The 17,954-nt window shown below is 71.8% G+C and carries 17 protein-coding genes; 13 read left to right on the top strand and 4 right to left on the bottom strand.

Going from position 1 to position 17,954, the window contains the following annotated elements; genetic code table 11:
• Window position 1: 1 nt before the first annotated feature.
• Window positions 2–469 (bottom strand): Lrp/AsnC family transcriptional regulator, encoded by a 468-nt coding sequence (locus OG422_RS10925; protein ID WP_143942395.1) that lies wholly within the window; start codon window positions 467–469, stop codon window positions 2–4.
• Window positions 470–597: 128 nt separating this feature from the next.
• On the opposite strand from OG422_RS10925, the gene hppD reads away from it, so the two are divergent.
• From hppD to OG422_RS10910, 3 genes are all read left to right on the top strand, one after another.
• Window positions 598–1,746 (top strand): 4-hydroxyphenylpyruvate dioxygenase, encoded by a 1,149-nt coding sequence (gene hppD / locus OG422_RS10920; RefSeq protein ID WP_405742313.1) that lies wholly within the window; start codon window positions 598–600, stop codon window positions 1,744–1,746.
• Window positions 1,747–1,860: 114 nt separating this feature from the next.
• Window positions 1,861–3,225, top strand: coding sequence for an FAD-binding oxidoreductase (locus OG422_RS10915; RefSeq protein WP_405742311.1), 1,365 nt, complete (start codon window positions 1,861–1,863; stop codon window positions 3,223–3,225).
• A 164-nt stretch (window positions 3,226–3,389) separates the two neighbouring features.
• Window positions 3,390–4,835 carry a dihydrolipoyl dehydrogenase family protein gene (locus OG422_RS10910; RefSeq protein ID WP_405742309.1) on the top strand — a complete coding sequence of 482 codons (1,446 nt, stop codon included), beginning with the start codon at window positions 3,390–3,392 and terminating at the stop codon, window positions 4,833–4,835.
• Window positions 4,836–4,911: 76 nt separating this feature from the next.
• Here OG422_RS10910 and OG422_RS10905 read toward each other — a convergent pair whose 3' ends face one another.
• A complete protein-coding gene (locus OG422_RS10905; RefSeq protein WP_405742307.1) occupies window positions 4,912–5,388 on the bottom strand; it encodes an SsgA family sporulation/cell division regulator in 477 nt (158 codons plus the stop codon).
• A 492-nt stretch (window positions 5,389–5,880) separates the two neighbouring features.
• Here OG422_RS10905 and OG422_RS10900 point away from each other — a divergent pair, with 492 nt between their 5' ends.
• The 4 genes from OG422_RS10900 (at window position 5,881) to OG422_RS10885 (ending at window position 11,464) form a co-directional block, all read left to right on the top strand.
• Window positions 5,881–7,416, top strand: a complete 1,536-nt coding sequence (locus OG422_RS10900) for an RDD family protein (protein WP_405742305.1) — start codon at window positions 5,881–5,883, stop codon at window positions 7,414–7,416.
• A gap of 244 nt (window positions 7,417–7,660) precedes the next feature.
• Window positions 7,661–8,437, top strand: coding sequence for an RDD family protein (locus OG422_RS10895; protein ID WP_405742303.1), 777 nt, complete (start codon window positions 7,661–7,663; stop codon window positions 8,435–8,437).
• A 189-nt stretch (window positions 8,438–8,626) separates the two neighbouring features.
• Window positions 8,627–11,032 (top strand): immune inhibitor A domain-containing protein, encoded by a 2,406-nt coding sequence (locus OG422_RS10890; RefSeq protein ID WP_405742301.1) that lies wholly within the window; start codon window positions 8,627–8,629, stop codon window positions 11,030–11,032.
• Between the two features lie 117 nt (window positions 11,033–11,149).
• Window positions 11,150–11,464, top strand: a complete 315-nt coding sequence (locus tag OG422_RS10885) for a hypothetical protein (protein WP_405747728.1) — start codon at window positions 11,150–11,152, stop codon at window positions 11,462–11,464.
• Window positions 11,465–11,523: 59 nt separating this feature from the next.
• Here the strand turns inward: OG422_RS10885 and OG422_RS10880 are convergent, their stop codons facing one another.
• Complete coding sequence (locus OG422_RS10880) at window positions 11,524–12,120, bottom strand: isochorismatase family protein (protein ID WP_405742299.1); 597 nt, start codon at window positions 12,118–12,120, stop codon at window positions 11,524–11,526.
• Window positions 12,121–12,403: 283 nt separating this feature from the next.
• On the bottom strand, window positions 12,404–13,732 hold the full coding sequence (locus OG422_RS10875; protein WP_405742297.1) for a nicotinate phosphoribosyltransferase: 1,329 nt from the start codon (window positions 13,730–13,732) through the stop codon (window positions 12,404–12,406).
• Between the two features lie 212 nt (window positions 13,733–13,944).
• Between OG422_RS10875 and clpS the strand changes: the two genes are divergently transcribed.
• The 6 genes from clpS to OG422_RS10845 all read left to right on the top strand — a co-directional run bounded on the left by clpS (window position 13,945) and on the right by OG422_RS10845 (window position 17,953).
• Window positions 13,945–14,253 carry an ATP-dependent Clp protease adapter ClpS gene (clpS, locus tag OG422_RS10870; protein WP_030283369.1) on the top strand — a complete coding sequence of 103 codons (309 nt, stop codon included), beginning with the start codon at window positions 13,945–13,947 and terminating at the stop codon, window positions 14,251–14,253.
• Complete coding sequence (locus tag OG422_RS10865; protein WP_405742295.1) at window positions 14,253–14,846, top strand: DUF2017 domain-containing protein; 594 nt, start codon at window positions 14,253–14,255, stop codon at window positions 14,844–14,846. The genes clpS and OG422_RS10865 overlap by 1 nt, the downstream gene beginning before the upstream one ends.
• 309 nt (window positions 14,847–15,155) lie before the next feature.
• Window positions 15,156–16,637 carry an amino acid permease gene (locus tag OG422_RS10860; RefSeq protein ID WP_405742293.1) on the top strand — a complete coding sequence of 494 codons (1,482 nt, stop codon included), beginning with the start codon at window positions 15,156–15,158 and terminating at the stop codon, window positions 16,635–16,637.
• Between the two features lie 129 nt (window positions 16,638–16,766).
• A complete protein-coding gene (locus OG422_RS10855) occupies window positions 16,767–17,192 on the top strand; it encodes a Mov34/MPN/PAD-1 family protein (protein WP_143941960.1) in 426 nt (141 codons plus the stop codon).
• 183 nt (window positions 17,193–17,375) lie between these two features.
• Window positions 17,376–17,549: a putative leader peptide gene (locus OG422_RS10850; RefSeq protein WP_405742290.1), complete on the top strand. Its 174-nt coding sequence runs from the start codon at window positions 17,376–17,378 to the stop codon at window positions 17,547–17,549.
• A 95-nt stretch (window positions 17,550–17,644) separates the two neighbouring features.
• Complete coding sequence (locus tag OG422_RS10845) at window positions 17,645–17,953, top strand: MoaD/ThiS family protein (RefSeq protein ID WP_143941962.1); 309 nt, start codon at window positions 17,645–17,647, stop codon at window positions 17,951–17,953.
• The last annotated feature ends 1 nt before the right edge of the window (window position 17,954 follow it).

Below are 17,954 nucleotides of genomic sequence, written 5' to 3'. Positions count from 1 at the left end.
GTCAGTCCTCCGATGCCTGTTGCACCAGAGGGATGATGCGCAGCGGCACCGGATTTTCCATCACGATCGCCGTCGAGGCCCGCACGATGCCATCAAAACCGACCACTCGGTCGATCACACGTTGGAGATCGGCGTTGGAGCGTGCGACGAGCCTGCAGAGCATGTCCCCATGTCCCGTCGTTGTATGCAGCTCCAACACCTCAGGAACGGTCGTCAAGTGAGCACGTACGTCCGCGCCTTGACCTTGTTTGATCTCCAATGTGGCAAATGCGGTCACGGGGTAGCCGAGTGCCGCCGGGTCCACCTCCGGGCCGAAGCCCCTGATCACTCCATTCGACTGAAGCCGGTCCAGCCGCGCCTGGACGGTGCCGCGCGCCACACCCAGCCGCCGCGATGCCTCCAGGACCCCGATCCGCGGCTCGTGCGCCAACAGCTCGATCAGCCGCCCGTCCAAATGATCGATCGCCACTGCGGACCCTCCGATATCGATGGTCATCCTGTACAGATAGCCCGGCCTTGTCCCCCGACCGCTAGGCATAGTGCCCAGCAGATGCGCGAACTATTGCGCACCTTGTGGATCGGAGGGAATCTGCGGCCATGGCAGACACGATGCACACTCAGCCCACCCCCGGCACGGCCCGACAGGCGGACCCCTTCCCGGTCAAGGGGATGGACGCGGTCGTCTTCGCCGTCGGCAACGCCAAGCAGGCCGCGCACTACTACGCCACCGCCTTCGGCATGACCCGCGTCGCCTACTCCGGACCGGAGAACGGCAGCCGCGAGACCGCCAGTTACGTGCTCGAATCCGGCGGCGCCCGGTTCGTCTTCACCTCCGTGATCAAGCCGTCCTCCGACTGGGGCCGCTTCCTCGCCGACCATGTCGCCGCCCACGGCGACGGCGTCGTCGACCTCGCCATCGAGGTCCCCGACGCCCGCGCCGCGTACGCCTACGCCACCGCTCACGGCGCCACCGGCATCGAGGAGCCCTACGAGACCAAGGACGAGCACGGCACCGTCGTCCGCGCCGCCATCGCCACCTACGGCGAGACCCGGCACACCCTCGTCGAGCGCCGCGACTACACCGGCCCGTACCTGCCGGGCTACGTCGCCGCCAAGCCGCTCGTCGCCCCCGGCCCGCGCCGCTTCCAGGCCATCGACCACTGTGTCGGCAACGTCGAACTCGGCCGGATGAACGAGTGGGTGGCCTTCTACAACAACGTCATGGGCTTCACCAACATGAAGGAGTTCGTCGGCGACGACATCGCCACCGAGTACTCCGCGCTCATGTCGAAGGTCGTCGCGGACGGCACCCGCAAGGTGAAGTTCCCGCTCAACGAACCGGCCGTCGCCAAGAAGAAGTCGCAGATCGACGAGTACCTGGAGTTCTACGGCGGCCCGGGCGTGCAGCACATCGCGCTCGCCACCCACGACATCGTCGCCAGCGTCCGCGCCATGCGCGAGGCCGGGGTGGAGTTCCTGGACACCCCCGACTCGTACTACGACACCCTCGGCGACTGGGCCGGGGAGACCCGGGTGCCCGTCGAGACGCTGCGGGAGCTGAAGATCCTCGTCGACCGTGACGAGGACGGCTATCTGCTCCAGATCTTCACCAAGCCGGTCCAGGACAAGCCGACCGTCTTCTTCGAGATGATCGAGCGGCACGGCTCGATGGGCTTCGGCAAGGGCAACTTCAAGGCCCTCTTCGAGGCGATCGAGCGCGAGCAGGAGCGCCGCGGCAACCTCTGACCGGTGGCCGGTGGCGGCGCCCCCGCCACCGGCCCCGCAGCCGCCCCACGGATGGCCGGGTTCCGCCCCCGTCACGATCTTCCGTACGGCGGCCACGGATGCGACGCTGGCGCCATGGATCTTCTCGCACAGCTGCGCGCCGGCCTTCCCGACGAAGCGATCCTCACCGACCCGGACGTCACCGGCGCCTACGCCCGTGACATGGCGGGCTTCTGCGACGCCGGGAGCCCCGTCGCCGTCGTCCTGCCGCGCAGCGTCGAAGAGGTCCAGCACGTCATGCGCACCGCCACCGCGCTGCGCGTCCCGGTCGTCCCGCAGGGCGCCCGCACCGGCCTGTCCGGCGCCGCCAACGCCACCGACGGCTGCCTCGTCCTCTCGCTCGTCAAGATGGACCGCATCCTGGAGATCAACCCCGTCGACCGCACCGCCGTCGTCGAACCGGGCGTCATCAACGCCACCCTCTCCCGCGCGGTCAACGAACACGGCCTGTACTACCCGCCGGACCCCTCCAGCTGGGAGGAGTGCTCCATCGGCGGCAACATCGGCACCGCCTCCGGCGGCCTGTGCTGCGTCAAGTACGGCGTCACCGCCGAGTACGTCCTCGGCCTCGACGTCGTCCTCGCCGACGGGCGGCTGCTGACGACCGGCCGCCGCACCGCCAAGGGCGTCGCCGGATACGACCTCACCCGCCTCTTCGTCGGCTCCGAGGGCACCCTCGGCGTCGTCGTCCGCGCCGTCCTCGCCCTCAAACCGCAGCCGCCCCGGCAGCTCGCGCTCGCCGCGGAGTTCCCCTCCACCGCCGCCGCCTGCGAGGCCGTCTGCGCGATCATGGCCGCCGGTCACACCCCGTCGCTGCTGGAGCTGATGGACCGCACCTGCGTCCGCGCCGTCAACGACTTCGCGCGCATGGGCCTGCCCGACACCACCGAGGCGCTGCTCCTCGCCGCCTTCGACACCCCCGACCCGACCGCCGACCTCGCCGCCCTCGGCGCCCTGTGCACCGCCGCGGGCGCCACCGAGGTCGTGCCCGCCGACACCGAGGCCGAGTCGGAGATGCTGCTCCAGGCCCGCCGGGTCACGCTCCACGCCCTGGAACGCATCCGGTCCGCCACCATGATCGACGACGTCTGCGTGCCCCGCTCCCAGCTCGCCGCGATGCTGGACGGCACCGCCGCCATCGCCGAGAAGTACGACCTGACCATCGGCGTCTGCGCCCACGCCGGGGACGGCAACACCCACCCCACGGTCTGCTTCGACCCCGCCGACGCCGACGAGTCCCGCCGGGCCCGCGCCTCCTTCGACGAGATCATGGCCCTCGGCCTGGAGCTGGGCGGCACGATCACCGGCGAACACGGCGTCGGCGTCCTGAAGAAGGAGTGGCTCGCCCGCGAACTGGGCCCCGTCGGCCTGGAGCTGCAGCGCTCGATCAAGCAGGTCTTCGACCCGCTGGGCCTTCTCAACCCCGGCAAGCTCTTCTGAGGACCGGGCCCGCGCCCGTACGCCACCGGTTACCGCCCGTCGCGCCGGATGCGCGCCCGCCGCACCGGACGCACGATGGGAGCTGTCCGCCGCCTTCCGGGCGGAGGCGACCGCACCGGCCGGGGACCGCCCGGCCGCCGCGCCACTCAGGGAGCGAGCAGCCGATGCCAGCCAGCGAAGCGACCCGGGCCGACGAGACGTACGACGTGATCGTGGTGGGCGCCGGACCCACCGGCGAGAACGTCGCCGACCGGGCGCACGCCGCCGGGCTGAGCGCCGTCATCGTCGAGAGCGAACGCGTCGGCGGCGAATGCTCCTACTGGGCCTGTATGCCGAGCAAGGCGCTGCTGCGCCCGGTCACCGCCCGCTCCGAGGCCCGCCGGGTGCCCGGACTCAAGGACGCGGTCACCGGGCCCCTCGACACCGAGGCCGTCCTCGCCCACCGCGACGCCTTCACCTCCCACTGGAAGGACGACGGCCAGGTCCGCTGGCTGGAGTCGGTGGGCGTCACGCTGGTCCGCGGTCAGGGCCGCCTGGCCGGACCGCGGAAAGTCGTCGTCGACGGGGAGCGGACGCTGCACGCCCGGCACGCCGTCGCCCTCTGCACCGGCAGCCGCGCCGTGCTGCCGCCGATCCCCGGGCTCGCCGACGCCGCACCCTGGACCAGCCGCGAGGCCACCAGCGCCGCGTCCGTACCGGGCCGGCTGGTCATCGTCGGCGGGGGCGTCGTCGGCGTCGAGATGGCCACCGCCTGGCGGGCCCTCGGCGCCTCGGTCACCCTCCTCGTCCGGGGGGAGGGGCTGCTGCCCCGGATGGAACCGTTCGCCGGGCAGCTGGTCGCCGAATCGCTGGCCGAGGCGGGGGTGTTGCTGCGTACCGGCACGGGCGTGACCCGGGTGCGCCGGGAGGCACCGGGCGGCCCGGTCACCGTGGAGCTGGACACCGGCGGCGAGATCGTCGCCGACGAGCTGCTGATCGCCACCGGCCGCGCTCCGCGCACCGACGACCTCGGCCTGGAGACCGTGGGCCTTACGCCGGGTGCGTGGCTGACCGTCGACGACACCTGCCGCGTCACCGACGTCGCGGACAACGACTGGCTCTACGGCGTCGGCGACGTCAACCACCGCGCCCTCCTCACCCACCAGGGCAAATACCAGGCCCGGATCGCCGGAGCCGCCCTCGCCGCGCGGGCCCGGGGCGTGCCGATCCTGGAGACCGACCGCTGGGGCGCGCACGCCGCCACCGCCGACCACGCCGCCGTCCCGCAGGTCGTCTTCAGCGACCCCGAGGCCGCGGCGGTCGGCCTCAGCCTGGCCGAGGCGGAGCGCGCCGGGTACCGGGTCCGCGCCGTCGACCAGGACCTCGGCGGCGTCGCCGGGGCCGCCCTCTACGCCGACGGCTACCGCGGGCGCGCCCGGATGGTCGTCGACCTGGACCGCGAGACCGTCCTCGGGGCCACCTTCGTCGGCCCCGGGGTCGGTGAACTGCTGCACTCGGCGACCCTCGCGGTGGCCGCCGAGATCCCCCTGGAACGTCTCTGGCACGCGGTCCCCGCCTATCCGACGATCAGCGAGATCTGGCTGCGGCTGCTGGAGGCGTACCGCGGCTGACCCAGGAACGGGCCGGAGGAGGGGCGCCGGGCGGGGGCTGGGGGATCCGGCGCCCGGCACGGTGTCCGGCACGGGCTCACGCACCTGCGTCCGGAGCCTCGTCGGACGGCCACGGCTCCCCGGCCCACGGCGCGTCGCCGGTCGCCATCGCCAGCAGCTCGCTCAGTCCTTTGTCCATGCCGAGGTGCTCCTGCTCCGAGCCCGGGGGGACGACCCGCAGGGTGCGCTCCAGCCACGCCGACACCGCGGCGGCGGGCGCCTCCAGGAGCGCGTCCCCGTCCGGCGAGCTGAGCGCCATGCAGACCAGGCTGCGGCCGTCCATCTTCGTCGGCCACACCCGCACATCGCCGTGGCCGCAGGGCCGGAACACGCCCTCGACCAGCAGCTCGCGCGCGAACGTCCAGTTGACGGGCGCGTCCGAGCCGATGTGGAAGGTGATGTGGACCGCGTACGGGTCGTCGGTGCGGTAGGCCAGCCGGGCCGGCACCGGAACGCTCTGCTCCGGGGACACGACCAGACCCAGTTCCAGTTCTCGCTCCACCACGCTGCGCATGGGATTCCCACCTCTCCGCTTTCGCTGTACGGGCCCCGTTGTGTTCCGCCCGCACAGGGAGAGAGGCCGGGGGGCCACGGATCCTTACGCGACTTCGAGAAAATTTTTCGCGGACTTTTTCGCGGACTTCTTCCAGGTGGTTCCGTACGGGTGAACGGCCGGTACGGAACGGGGCGGACGGGACCCCGTGACACGCCTCCGGGCGGCGGAGCGCACGGGTTCGTCCGCGATTGTCCGGGGGAGAACGTCTCGGGCCCGCATTCGAGGGGTCGGCTCCCTGTTCGCCTCGCGCTCTGCCGCCCCGCGGTTCTTCGTTAACCTCCTCCGTGGACGATCGACGCCGAGCGCGGTGCCCCCGTGGCAGCCGGGGTGCGGTGGACGGTCACGCCAAGAGCCCGGGTGCGGCTCCCCTCGCGCACGGCGCGGCCGGGGGCCACCGGCGGGCGACGGCACACAAAGCACAGGTGTGGGACGCGAGGGGAGTTGGGGACAGTGGCGGAATCCCCCGGTAGTAGTGGAAACGTACCCATTGGAGGGTATTACCCGGACCCGTCCATCCCCGGCTACATCCGGTACTGGGACGGTGCCGCATGGGTGCCGGGCACCAGTCGGCCGGCCCCGGCCGAGGGCGAGGCGATGCCCGCACCGCCCCCGGGCGCCACGCCCGCACCCGCACCCGCCCCGGCGGCCGCACCGCCCGCCGCCCCCGCGGCCGAGGAGACCGGCCCGGTCTTCCTCGACGAGGGCTCCGGGACCCCCGCCGCGGGCGGCGGTTCCCCGCTCTCCTGGGACGATCCGGCCCGGCTGCACGGCAGCGGTCCTGCGCCCGCCTCCGTCTGGCAGGCCGACGCCACCCAGCAGGGCGGCGCCGGCGCCGCCGGGCCCGTCTCGTGGGGCGCATCCGACGCGTCGTCCGGTACGCCCTCCGTTGCGGGGGAGACCCGGGGCGCCGTCCCGTCGCCGCGTGAGCGGGGCGACGCCGACGCGGAGTCCGGCGCCGCGGCGTCCGGGCAGCGGGGCGAGGAGCCGGAGCCGCCGTCGCGTCGCGACGGCACGGTCGCCATCCGCGCGGTCCGGCCGCCCGCCCGCGACCAGGGCACCACCACGATCCGCGCGGTCCGGCCGGGCGACGGCCCGGCGCCCAAGGACGGCGGCACGATGGCGATCCGCCTGCCCCAGCGTCCCGGCCCGGCCGCGGGTCAGGGCGGTGCCGCCGGTTCCGCTCCGGCCGCAGGTCAGGGCGGACCGGGTGGTCCGGCCGCCCCGGCGCCGAGCGGGCCGCAGTCGATGCCCGGTGCGGGCGCGAGCGGACCGGCGTACCCGCCGCATCCGCAGCACCCGCACCCCCGGCAGGCGCCGTTCAACCCGCCGCAGGCGCCGGCCGCGCCCGGCCCGGTGCCGCCGCAGGCCGTCCCGCAGCCCGGACCGGCCGCCGGGGGCGGTTTCCCGTTCCCGGGCGGCGCGGGTCCGGCGGGCGGACCGGCCGGTGACGACGGCGTCATCCCGTGGAAGCCGCCGACCGCCGACCCGTTCGCCACGGAGCAGGCGCACCCGGCGGCGCTCGGCCGTCGGCTCGCCGCCCGGCTGATCGACCTGGCCCTCCTCGCCGTGCTGACGGTCCTCGTCGCGCTGCCGCTGTGGGGCGGCGCCATGGAGCACATCGACGCGAAGATCACGGCGGCCGAGGAGTCCGGCCGTGAGGTGACGGTCTATCTGCTCGACGGCGGGACCACTCCACTGTTCCTCGCGATGCTGGCGGCGGTGGTGCTCGGCGGCGGGCTGATCGAGCTGCTGCCGACCCTCAAGTGGGGCCGCAGCCTCGGCAAGAAGCTGTGCGGTGTGCGGGTCGTGGACATCGAGAGCCATGACACCCCCGAGCTGATGTCCCTGATCAAGCGCTGGCTGGTCTTCGGCTTCCTCGGCTTCCTGGTCGTCGGCGTCCTCGACGCGGCCTGGTGCCTCTTCGACAAGCCGTGGCGCCAGTGCTGGCACGACAAGGTGGCGCGGACGTTCGTGGCGGCGGACTGAGGGGCTGACCTGGGGCGGGCCCCTCGGCCTCGGCGCCTTCCGGCACGGCCGCGGGCCCCGGCTTCGGCGCCTCCGGCCCGGTCCCGGCACCCCGGCCCTTCGGCTCCCGCCCCCTCCGTCCCCTTCCGGCCCCCGGCCCCCCGCCGGGGGCCGTCCCCCTATACGGACCCGGGGAACGGGCACGTCATCCCCCGAACGGACTTCGCCGGATGCGGTGGGCGCCCGTAGAGGGTCGACTCGGGGCATGAGCAGCGAGCAGCCCGGGCCCGGATCCGGTGAACCGCCGGAGGACGACCCGTTCCTGAAGAAGCCGCAGGAGCCGTCGGCGGGCGGCGGCCCCGGCCCGGGCTGGGGCCGCCCGGAACCCGAGGGCCCCGGCTCCGAAGGCCCCGGCTCCGGCGGCTCCACGGGCGGCCCGCCACCGGAAGGCCCCCCGCCCGGCGGCCCGTACGGCGGGGGCGCCCCCCACGGCGGCGGCCCGTACGGCGGGGGTGCCCCCCACGGAGGCGGCGGCCGCTACGCCGACAACCCCTACGGGGGTGAGTACGGCGCGGCCGACCCGCTGGCCGGGATGCCGCCGCTCGCCGGGCGCGGGCGGCGGCTCGTGGCGCGGATCATCGACGCGATCATCATCGGCGTACCGGTCACCCTGATCATGAGCGGCATCGTCGGCTGGGTCGACTACACCAGCACCAGCAACGCCGAGACCAGCAAACAGGCGACGGTCTCGGGCGTGACGATGCTGGTGTACCTGGTCTACGAGGGGCTGATGCTGACCCACCGGGGGCAGACCGTCGGCAAGATGGCGATGAAGATCCGGGTGGCGATGCTGACGAACGGCGAGGTGCCGACGACCCAGGCGGGCTGGGTGCGGGCGGCGGTCTACACGCTGCCGGAGATCGTGCCGTGCTGCGGTTTCATCTTCTGGCTGGTCAACGTCCTGTGGTGTACCTGGGACCAGCCGTATCACCAGTGTCTGCACGACAAGGCGGCCAAGACGGTGGTGGTGTCGACGGCCTGACGGTTCCTCATCTGCGTGCGTCCCGGTGGCGGCCGACCGCCCACCGGGACGCCGCCGCGTCCGGTGATCGTGTCTCGCCGACCGGATAACGTACGTCGCTGTCGTGTTCAAGTCAAGATCTGTCTTTTCCGGCGCCTCTCCGGTCAAATTCCCTTCAAGATGCCCGCGCGAAGGGGAGGAAAGCGCCAAGTGAGAGAGCGAAGAAGGGTGTTCACACCGGCCGTCCTGGCCACGGCGATTGCCGCGATCGGGGCGGCCTCGTTGTCGTCCGGGGCGGCCGTCGCCGCTCCCGGCACCCACCCGGCCGCCGCCCGGCGGCACGACCCCGCCCCCGAGCGGAGCACCGGCCACGACCTGAAGGGCCCGTTCAGCGAGCGCCAGGCCGCCCGCCGTGAGGAGGCCGTCAAGCAGGTGCTGGACGGCGACGCCAAGCCGGCCCGTAAGGGCGCCTCGCAGGTCGTCAAGCTGGGTAAGAGCAAGTACGTCGAGCTGGCCCGGGAGAAGACCGACAAGATCTTCACGATCCTGGTGGACTTCGGCGACAAGGTCGACGACACCACGACGTACGACCCGGACGGCGACGGCCCCCAGCCGCCCCAGAAGAAGTACGGCGGCACCCCGGGCCCCGCGCACAACACCATCGCGGAGCCGGACCGCAAGAACGACAACAGCACCGCCTGGCAGCCGGACTTCAACCGCCAGCACTTCCAGGACCTCTACTTCTCGCACGACAAGAAGAAGCCGTCGCTGGCGAAGTACTACGAGAAGCAGTCCTCCGGCCGCTACTCCGTCGACGGCGAGGTCACCGACTGGGTCAAGGTCGACTGGAACGAGGCCCGTTACGGCTCCGACTACTGCGGCGACACCAACTGCGCCAACGCCTGGGACCTGGTCCGCGACGGCGTCAACAAGTGGGCCGAACAGCAGAAGGCCGCCGGCCGCAGCGCCGAGCAGATCAAGGCCGACCTCGCCCGGTACGACCAGTGGGACCGTTACGACTACGACGGCGACGGCAACTTCAACGAGCCCGACGGCTACATCGACCACTTCCAGATCGTGCACGCCGGTGAGGACGAGTCGGCCGGCGGCGGCGCGCAGAAGACCGACGCCATCTGGGCGCACCGCTGGTACGCGTACGGCACCGACGCGGGCAAGGCCGGCCCGGCGGACAACAAGGCCGGCGGCACGCAGATCGGCGACACCGGCATCTGGGTCGGCGACTACACCATGCAGCCGGAGAACGGCGGCCTCGGCGTCTTCGCCCACGAGTACGGCCACGACCTCGGGCTGCCCGACGAGTACGACACCACCGGCAGCGGGGAGTCCTCCGTCGACTTCTGGTCGCTGATGTCGTCCGGCTCCTGGCTGGGCACCGGCAAGGACGCGATCGGCGACCTGCCGGGCGACATGAGCGCCTGGGACAAGCTCCAGCTCGGCTGGCTCGACTACGGCAAGGCGAAGGCCGCGACCCGCTCCACGCACCGGCTGGGCGTCGCCGAGTACCACACCAAGGACAAGCAGGCGCTCGTCGTCGACCTGCCCGCGAAGACGGTGAAGACCGAGATCGTCCAGCCCGCCGAAGGCTCCCACCAGTGGTGGAGCGACATGGGCAACGACCTGAAGAACACCCTCACCCGCCAGGTCGACCTCACCGGCGCCACCAAGGCCCAGCTCGCCCTCAAGGGCTGGTGGGACATCGAGGAGAACTACGACTTCCTCTACGCCGAGGTCTCCACCGACGGCGGCGCCGACTGGACCGCGCTGGACGGCACCGCCGACGGCAAGGCCATCCCCCGCGACGGCGGCGACAAGCCGGGCCTGACCGGCACCTCCGGCGCCTACCGCGATCTGGTCTTCCCGCTCGACGCCTACGCGGGCAAGAAGATCGATCTGCGGTTCCGCTACCAGACCGACGGCGGACTGGCCCTCAAGGGCTTCGCCGCCGACGCGCTCTCCGTCACCGCCGACGGCAAGCCGGTCTTCACCGACGACGCCGAGAGCGGCGACAACGGCTGGACCGCCAAGGGCTTCTCCCGCATCGGCGCGTCCTTCACCAAGGACTACCCGCAGTACTACCTCGCCGAGAACCGCCAGTACGTCTCGTACGACAAGGCCCTGAAGACCGGCCCGTACAACTTCGGCTGGATCACCGGCCGGCCCGGCTGGGTCGAGCACTTCCCGTTCCAGAACGGCGTGCTGATCTGGCTGTGGGACACCTCGCAGGCGGACAACAACGTCGGCGAGCACCCGGGCCACGGCCAGATCCTGCCGGTCGACGCGCACCCGAAGGCCGAGAAGTGGGCCGACGGCAAGCTGATGCGCAACCGCTTCCAGACGTACGACGCGACGTTCACCACGCAGCGCACGGACGCCCTCCAGCTGCACAAGGACGGCAAGCTCGCGAAGATCGTCGCGAAGAAGGGCGTCTCGCTCTTCGACGATCACAGCGGCGTCTACTACGACAAGGCGAACCCGACCGGTGGCGTGCTCGTTCCTGACACCCACACCCAGATCAAGATCACCAAGGAGGCCAAGGGCGGCTCCACGGTGACGCTCCAGGTGGCCCCCGCCGCAACCCCCACCCCAAAGGGATAAGGAAACCGCAGGTCACGCCATGATCGGCCGTCGCCCCCTGGCGGGCGGCGGCCGATCGCGTTTAGATGCGTCCTACGACTTCTTGTTGACACCCAGCCTCACGGGGGAGAAATGCAGATGTCCCAAGGCGGCTTCATCCGGCTTCCCGGCGGAAGCGTGGTGGTCGCCCTGGCACTGCCCGGACCCGGGGGCGACGGCCGCCGGGTGCGTGTCCTCGTCCACGCCGCCAACCGCCAGCGCGCCCTGACCAGGCTGCGCAACCTCGGACTGCGCGCCGTCTACCTGCGCGGCAACATGCGCCCGCCCACCCCGGACGAGGTGACCGCCGTCCTGCATCACCCCGACGGCGTCGTCTGGCGCCAGAGCCTGGACGACGACACCGAGTCCTGGCACCCGATACGCGCCCTGCTCCGCCCGGCGCAGGCCGCCTGACCCGTCCCCCGGAGGGCCCGGGGCGGCCGGTCGGCTTCGGGCGCGCGGCCCGCCGCCGATCAGCCCCCGGCCAGCACCGGCGTGCCGGTCAGCTCCGCCCCCGCCGCCCGCAGCTGGGCCATGGCCCGCTCGGTGGTCGGCGCGGACACCGCCGCGGTCAGATCCAGCAGCACCCGGGTGCGCAGCCCGGCGCGGAGCGCGTCGAGCGCGGTGGCCTTGACGCAGTGGTCGGTGGCGATGCCGACCACGTCCACCTCGGTGACGTCGTGGGCGCGCAGCCAGTCGGCCAGCGCGGTGCCCTCGGCGTCCGCCCCCTCGAATCCGCTGTACGCGGCCGCGTATGCGCCCTTGTCGAAGACGGCGTCGATGGCGCCGGAGGAGACGGCCGGGGCGAAGTGGGGGTGGAAGCCGCTGCCCTCGGACCCGGCCACGCAGTGCACCGGCCAGGAGTCCACGAAGTCCGGGTGGTCGGAGAAGTGGGCGCCGGGGTCGATGTGGTAGTCGCGGGTGGCCACCACATGGCGGTAGCCGTTGCCCGCGGCCCGGCCCACGAGGTCGGTGATGGCGGCGGCGACGTCCGCGCCGCCCGTCACCGGGACGCTGCCGCCCTCGCAGAAGTCGTTCTGTACGTCGATGACGATCAGTGCCCGGTGCATGGTCGGTGCCTTCCGACGGGAAATGGGTGGGACTGCTGGAACGGGTGGAGAAGGCGGAACGGGTGGGGACGGCCGGGGCGCCGGTGAACGGTGTGGCCCTACAGCCGAGCGTAGCCACGCCACGGCCGCCGGGGGGAGGGGGCGTACGCCGCCCGGGTGGCGCGGCGCACGGGCGGCCCGGTCACGGCGGGCACCGGGTCCGGACGCCCGCCGCCGCGCCTGGGACGCCCGCCGCCGCGCCTGGGACGCCCGCCGCCGCGCCTGGGACGCCCGCGGCCGTGCCTCAGAGGTACTCGGTGGGCAGCACCGGCTCGCCGCGGGAGAGCTGGGTCGCCGAGAGCGGCAGCCCCGCGCGGGCGGCGATGTGCCGGTCCCGGGCGGCGTCCAGCGGCTCGCGGGCGACCACCTTGCCGTCGGTCACCAGCGGCACCAGCAGCTGCCGGCCGGCCAGCTCCGCGGGCACCTCGCCGACGCCGATGACCTCCGCCTCCGCGACGCCGTTCTCGTCCGGCCGCCGCGCCGCCCACTTGCGGCCGCCGACCGACGACTTGCCGCCCAGCGACTTCTTCGCGACCGGCCGCAGCGGCGCGTCGGGTGCGTCGCTCTGCGCGCGGGCGACCAGCTTGTACACCATCGAGCAGGTCGGGTGCCCGCTGCCGGTCACCAGTTGGGTGCCGACGCCGTACGCGTCGACGGGGGCGGCGGCGAGCGAGGCGATGGCGTACTCGTCCAGATCGCTGGTCACCACGATCTTGGTGTGGGTCGCGCCCAGCTCGTCCAGCTGCTGGCGCACCCGGTGGGCGACGAGCAGCAGATCGCCGGAGTCGATGCGGACGGCGCCCAGCTCCGGGCCCGCGACCTCGACGGCGAGGCGCACCGCCTCCGTCACGTCGAAGGTGTCGACCAGCAGCGTGGTGCCGCGGCCGAGCGTGTCGACCTGCGCGGTGAACGCGTCCCGCTCGGTGTCGTGCAGCAGCGTGAAGGCGTGCGCGCTCGTCCCCACGGTGGGGATGTGGTAGCGGAAGCCGGCGGCCAGATCGGAGGTGGTGTGGAAGCCGCCGACGTACGCGGAGCGGGCGGCGGCGACCGCGGCCAGCTCGTGGGTGCGGCGGGCGCCCATTTCCATCAGCGGACGGTCCCCGGCGGCCACCGACATCCGGGACGCCGCGGCGGCGACCGCGGAGTCGTGGTTGAGGATGGAGAGGATCACCGTCTCCAGCAGCACCGCCTCGGCGAAGGTGCCCTCGACCCGCATGATCGGGGAGCCGGGGAAGTAGACCTCGCCCTCCGGGTAGCCCCAGATGTCGCCGCGGAAGCGGTAGCCGGCCAGCCACTCCAGCGTCGGCTCGTCCAGGATGCCACGCTCGCGCAGGAAGCCCAGGATGGTCTCGTCGAAGCGGAAGTTCTCCACCGCGTCCAGCACCCGGCCGGTGCCGGCGACCACGCCGTAGCGCCGGCCCTCGGGCAGGCGCCGGGTGAAGACCTCGAAGACCGAGCGCCGGTCGGCGTTCTGGGACCGCAACGCGGCCTGCAGCATGGTGAGTTCGTACTGGTCGGTGAAGAGCGCCGTCGACGGCACCGCCACCGGCAGCCCCAGGTCTGCTGTGTTCATGCGGACGATGCTACCCCCAATACTCGTCAGATTGACGATTTCTGGTGGCCGGGCCCGTGATGCCGCTCACGGTGGGCCGGGCGCCCCGTCGGCGGCGGCATCGCGGCCCTGTCGGCCGGGCCCCGCGAGCGGGTGTCCGGCGCCCGGTGCGGACCCCGGGCCGACTCACCCGCCCAGGGGCGTTTGTGCACGGCCCGGCCCCGGGTGGCAGCATGGGGCGTGTGAGTGTCCCAGTGGAGATCGAGCGCCCCGAGTCGAGCGAGGCACCCTACGCGGTGCCCGAACCCGACGTCCCCTGGGTCACGGTCGTCCACAACGACCCCGTCAACCTCATGAGCTACGTCGCCTACGTCTTCCAGTCCTACTTCGGCTACAGCAAGGACAAGGCGCACCAGCTCATGCTCGACGTCCATCACAAGGGCCGCGCGGTGGTCTCCAGCGGCAGCCGCGAGGAAATGGAGCGCGACGTGCAGGCCATGCACGGCTACGGCCTGTGGGCGACCCTTCAGCAGGACCGCTGATGGCCGGCCACTTCGAGCCCCGGCCCGGCGGCGGCGCGGCCGTCGCCCTCGACGAGGTCGAGATCTCCATCCTTCGCAGCCTCGCCGTCCAGCTCCTGGAGCTGGTCGGCCCCGGTGACGAGAGCGGCGACGCCGCGGAGGACCTGCTTGCCTCCGTCTTCCGGGACGGCCCGAGCGAACCGCCCGCCGACCCCGTACTCGCCCGCCTCTTCCCGGACGCGTACGGCGGCCCGGACCGGGTGCCGGACGACGACGTACGCGCCGCGTCCGCGGAGTTCCGCCGCTACACCGAGAATGATCTGCGCGCCCGCAAACGCGACGACGCACTCGCGCTGATCCGGTCGCTCGACGCGCTGCACCCCGACCCGGAGAACGGCGCCGTGCTGCGGCTCACACCCGAGGAGTGCCGCCGCTGGCTCGGCGGGCTCAACGACCTCCGGCTGGCCATCGGCACCCGCCTGGAGGTCACCGACGAGGACGACGGCGGCGAGCTGCTGCGCCTTCCGGACTCCGATCCCCGTAAGCCCATGGTGCTGGCCTACCTCTGGCTCGGCGGTCTCCAGGAAACGCTCGTCGAATCGCTGATGGCCTGAGTCCTGGTTACCATTCCTCAAGCGTTCGCTCAGAGGATGCTCAAATCCGGATAACGATCCCATCTCGCACGCGTGCGCCTTGCCGATTGTTTAGGGCTTTGTCCTAATTTTCGCGCGACCTTGCCTTACGACGTCTCTGGTCGCCATCCAAGGCGCCGTGATAGATGTTCACGACCTGCCGTGAGCGACGCCACCCCTGTCGCTGCGGGAGCGCTGAGCCGGCCACCGCCGGCGTGCAGGAACTCCATCCGGGGGGATCGGAACCCGATCCGGACAGGCCGGGTCGGTATGGAGAAAGGCGCACCACTCATGACCTCTGTGCAGGTCGATAAGCAGCACGACGCCAATGAGGCGGCTGGGGAAGGCCCGGAAGAGGGCTACCAGCGGGGTCTGGGAAACCGCCAGATCCAGATGATCGCCATTGGTGGCGCCATCGGTACCGGCCTGTTTCTCGGCGCGGGCAAGGCGATATCCAAGGCGGGGCCCAGTATCATCCTGGCCTACGCGATCGTCGGTCTCGTCATCTTCTTCATCATGCGGGCGCTGGGCGAACTGCTCATGTACCGCCCGGTCTCCGGCTCCTTCTCGGAGTACGGACGCGAATTCCTCGGCCCCTTCATCGGCTTTGTGACCGGCTGGACCTACTGGCTTTTCTGGGTTGTGACCGGAATCACGGAAGTCACCGCCGCAGCCACCTATATCCACTACTGGAACCAAGACATACCCCAATGGGTGTCATCGCTCGTCTTCACCGTCGCGCTCTTCGGGATCAACCTGATCTCCGTGAAGATCTTCGGTGAACTCGAATTCTGGTTCTCGATGGTCAAGGTCACCGCGATCATCGGCATGATCCTCATCGGTCTCGGCGTCATCATCCTGGGCTTCTCGGATGCCGGTAAGACCGCTTCCTTCAGTCACCTCTGGGCCGACGGCGGATTCTTCCCCAAGGGCATCGGCGGCACTTTGATGACCCTTCAGATCGTGATGTTCGCGTTCCTCGCCGTCGAACTCGTCGGCGTCACCGCGGGCGAGGCGAAGGACCCGAAGAAGATTCTGCCGAAGGCGATCAACACCGTGCCGTGGCGCATCGGCCTCTTCTACATCGGTGCGCTCATCATCATCCTGTCGGTCGTCAGCTGGACGGTCTTCGAGCCCGGCGTCAGCCCGTTCGTCCGTGCCTTCCAGGAGATCGGCCTGCCCGCCGGCGCCGGCATCGTCAACTTCGTCGTGCTGACCGCTGCCCTCTCGTCCGCCAACTCCGGGATGTACTCCACCGGCCGGATGCTCCGCGACCTCGCGCTCAACGGTCAGGGACCGAAGCTCTTCACGCACCTGAGCAAAAACGGTTTGCCCACCTGGGGCACCGGCGTCTCCGTCGGGATGATGCTGGTCGGCGTCTGGATCAACTACCAGTGGCCCGGCGACGCGTTCAACTACGTGGTGTCCTTCGCCACGATCTCCGGCATGTGGGCGTGGGTCGTCATCCTCCTCTCGCAGCTGCGCTACCGGGCCAAGGCCAACCGCGGTGAACTGCCGCAGTCGGAGTTCAAGGCGCCCGGCGCCCCGTACACCTCGATCTTCGCGCTGGCATTCATCGGCATGGTCATCGTGCTGATGGGCGTCGACCCGGACGCCCGCATCTCGCTCTACGCGGCGCCGATCTGGGCGGCCATCCTGGGCGTCGGCTACCTGTCCATCAAGCGTCGGTCGGCCGGGGGCTCCGAGGCCTGCGCCGCCGTCCCGGCCTCGGCCACCGGGGAGCAGACGCCCGGTACGGACGCCAAGGACTGACCGGCCGCTGTCCGGCGACGGGCCCGTACGCATCGCATCCCGCGGTGGGTACGGGCCCGTCGCCGTATGCGCCGCCCACCGCGGCGCACCCGCTCCCGGCCGCCGCGGACGCCCTCCTATCCTTGCCGCATGCTGACCCTGACCCAGGACCTCCACGACCGGATCGTCGCGCACGCCCGCCAGGACCACCCCGACGAGGCGTGCGGTGTCGTCGCGGGACCGGCCGGCAGCGACCGCCCCGAGCGGTTCATCCCGATGCTCAACGCCGCCCGCTCGCCCACGTTCTACGAGTTCGACTCCGCCGATCTCCTCTCCCTCTACCGTGAGATGGACGACCGCGACGAGGAGCCGGTGATCGTCTACCACTCGCACACCGCCACCGAGGCGTACCCCTCCCGCACCGACGTCGGCTACGCGGGCGAGCCCGGCGCGCACTACGTCCTCGTCTCCACCGCCGACACGGACGATGCGGGCCCCTTCCAGTTCCGCTCGTTCCGCATCGTGGACGGCGAGATCACCGAGGAGGAGGTGCGGATCGTCGCGGCGTACGCCTGACGGTCCGGGCCCGGACCGGCCGTCCGGGAGCGCGTCCGCCGGGGGCGGCCCGCCCGCCGTGACCTGGGGTTCCTCGCCGTCCCGGGCGGACCGCCGCCCGCCGCGTCCCACCTGACGTACACAACCGTCCGCATCATGGGACGAGGTATCAAAACCCGGACCGGGAATCGATACGATGACCGCATGGTTGACCGCGACGTGAGCGAGCAGAGGAGGGCCATGCGCCAGCAGGCTCCGCTCGCCACGCGTCGCTCCGCCTCCGCCCTGCTGGGCGCGTTCGGCTGCGGAGCCGCCCGGCTGCACATCGACCTGTGCCGCCTGACCAGCGCCCTGTGTCCGGGCCGCGCCGCGGCCTGATCCGGGCCTGCACCACCCGCCACACCCGCACCGCCGTACGCCGTGCACACGGGACGCACAGCCATCCGCCCCCGCACTCCGACAGGAGCTCTCTCATGGCCATCGAGGTCCGAATCCCGACCATCCTGCGCACCTACACCGACGGCGCGAAGGCCGTCGAGGGCAGCGGGAACACCCTCGCCGACCTCTTCGACGACCTGGAGAGCCGCCACGCGGGCATCAAGGCGCGCCTCGTCGACGGCGGGCAGCTGCGCCGCTTCGTCAACGTCTACCTCAACGACGAGGACGTCCGGTTCCTGGACGGCATCGCCACCAAGCTGACCGATGGTGACAACGTCACCATCCTCCCGGCCGTCGCCGGTGGCTCCGCCGCCGCGGACGGCAGCCCGGCGGGCATGGCCTGAC

The organism is Streptomyces sp. NBC_01525, assembly GCF_045040405.1.
Taxonomy (GTDB): Bacteria; Actinomycetota; Actinomycetes; order Streptomycetales; family Streptomycetaceae; genus Streptomyces; species Streptomyces benahoarensis.
Note: the sequence above shows the minus strand (reverse complement) of the source record. Positions and strands in the feature narration are given on the sequence as shown.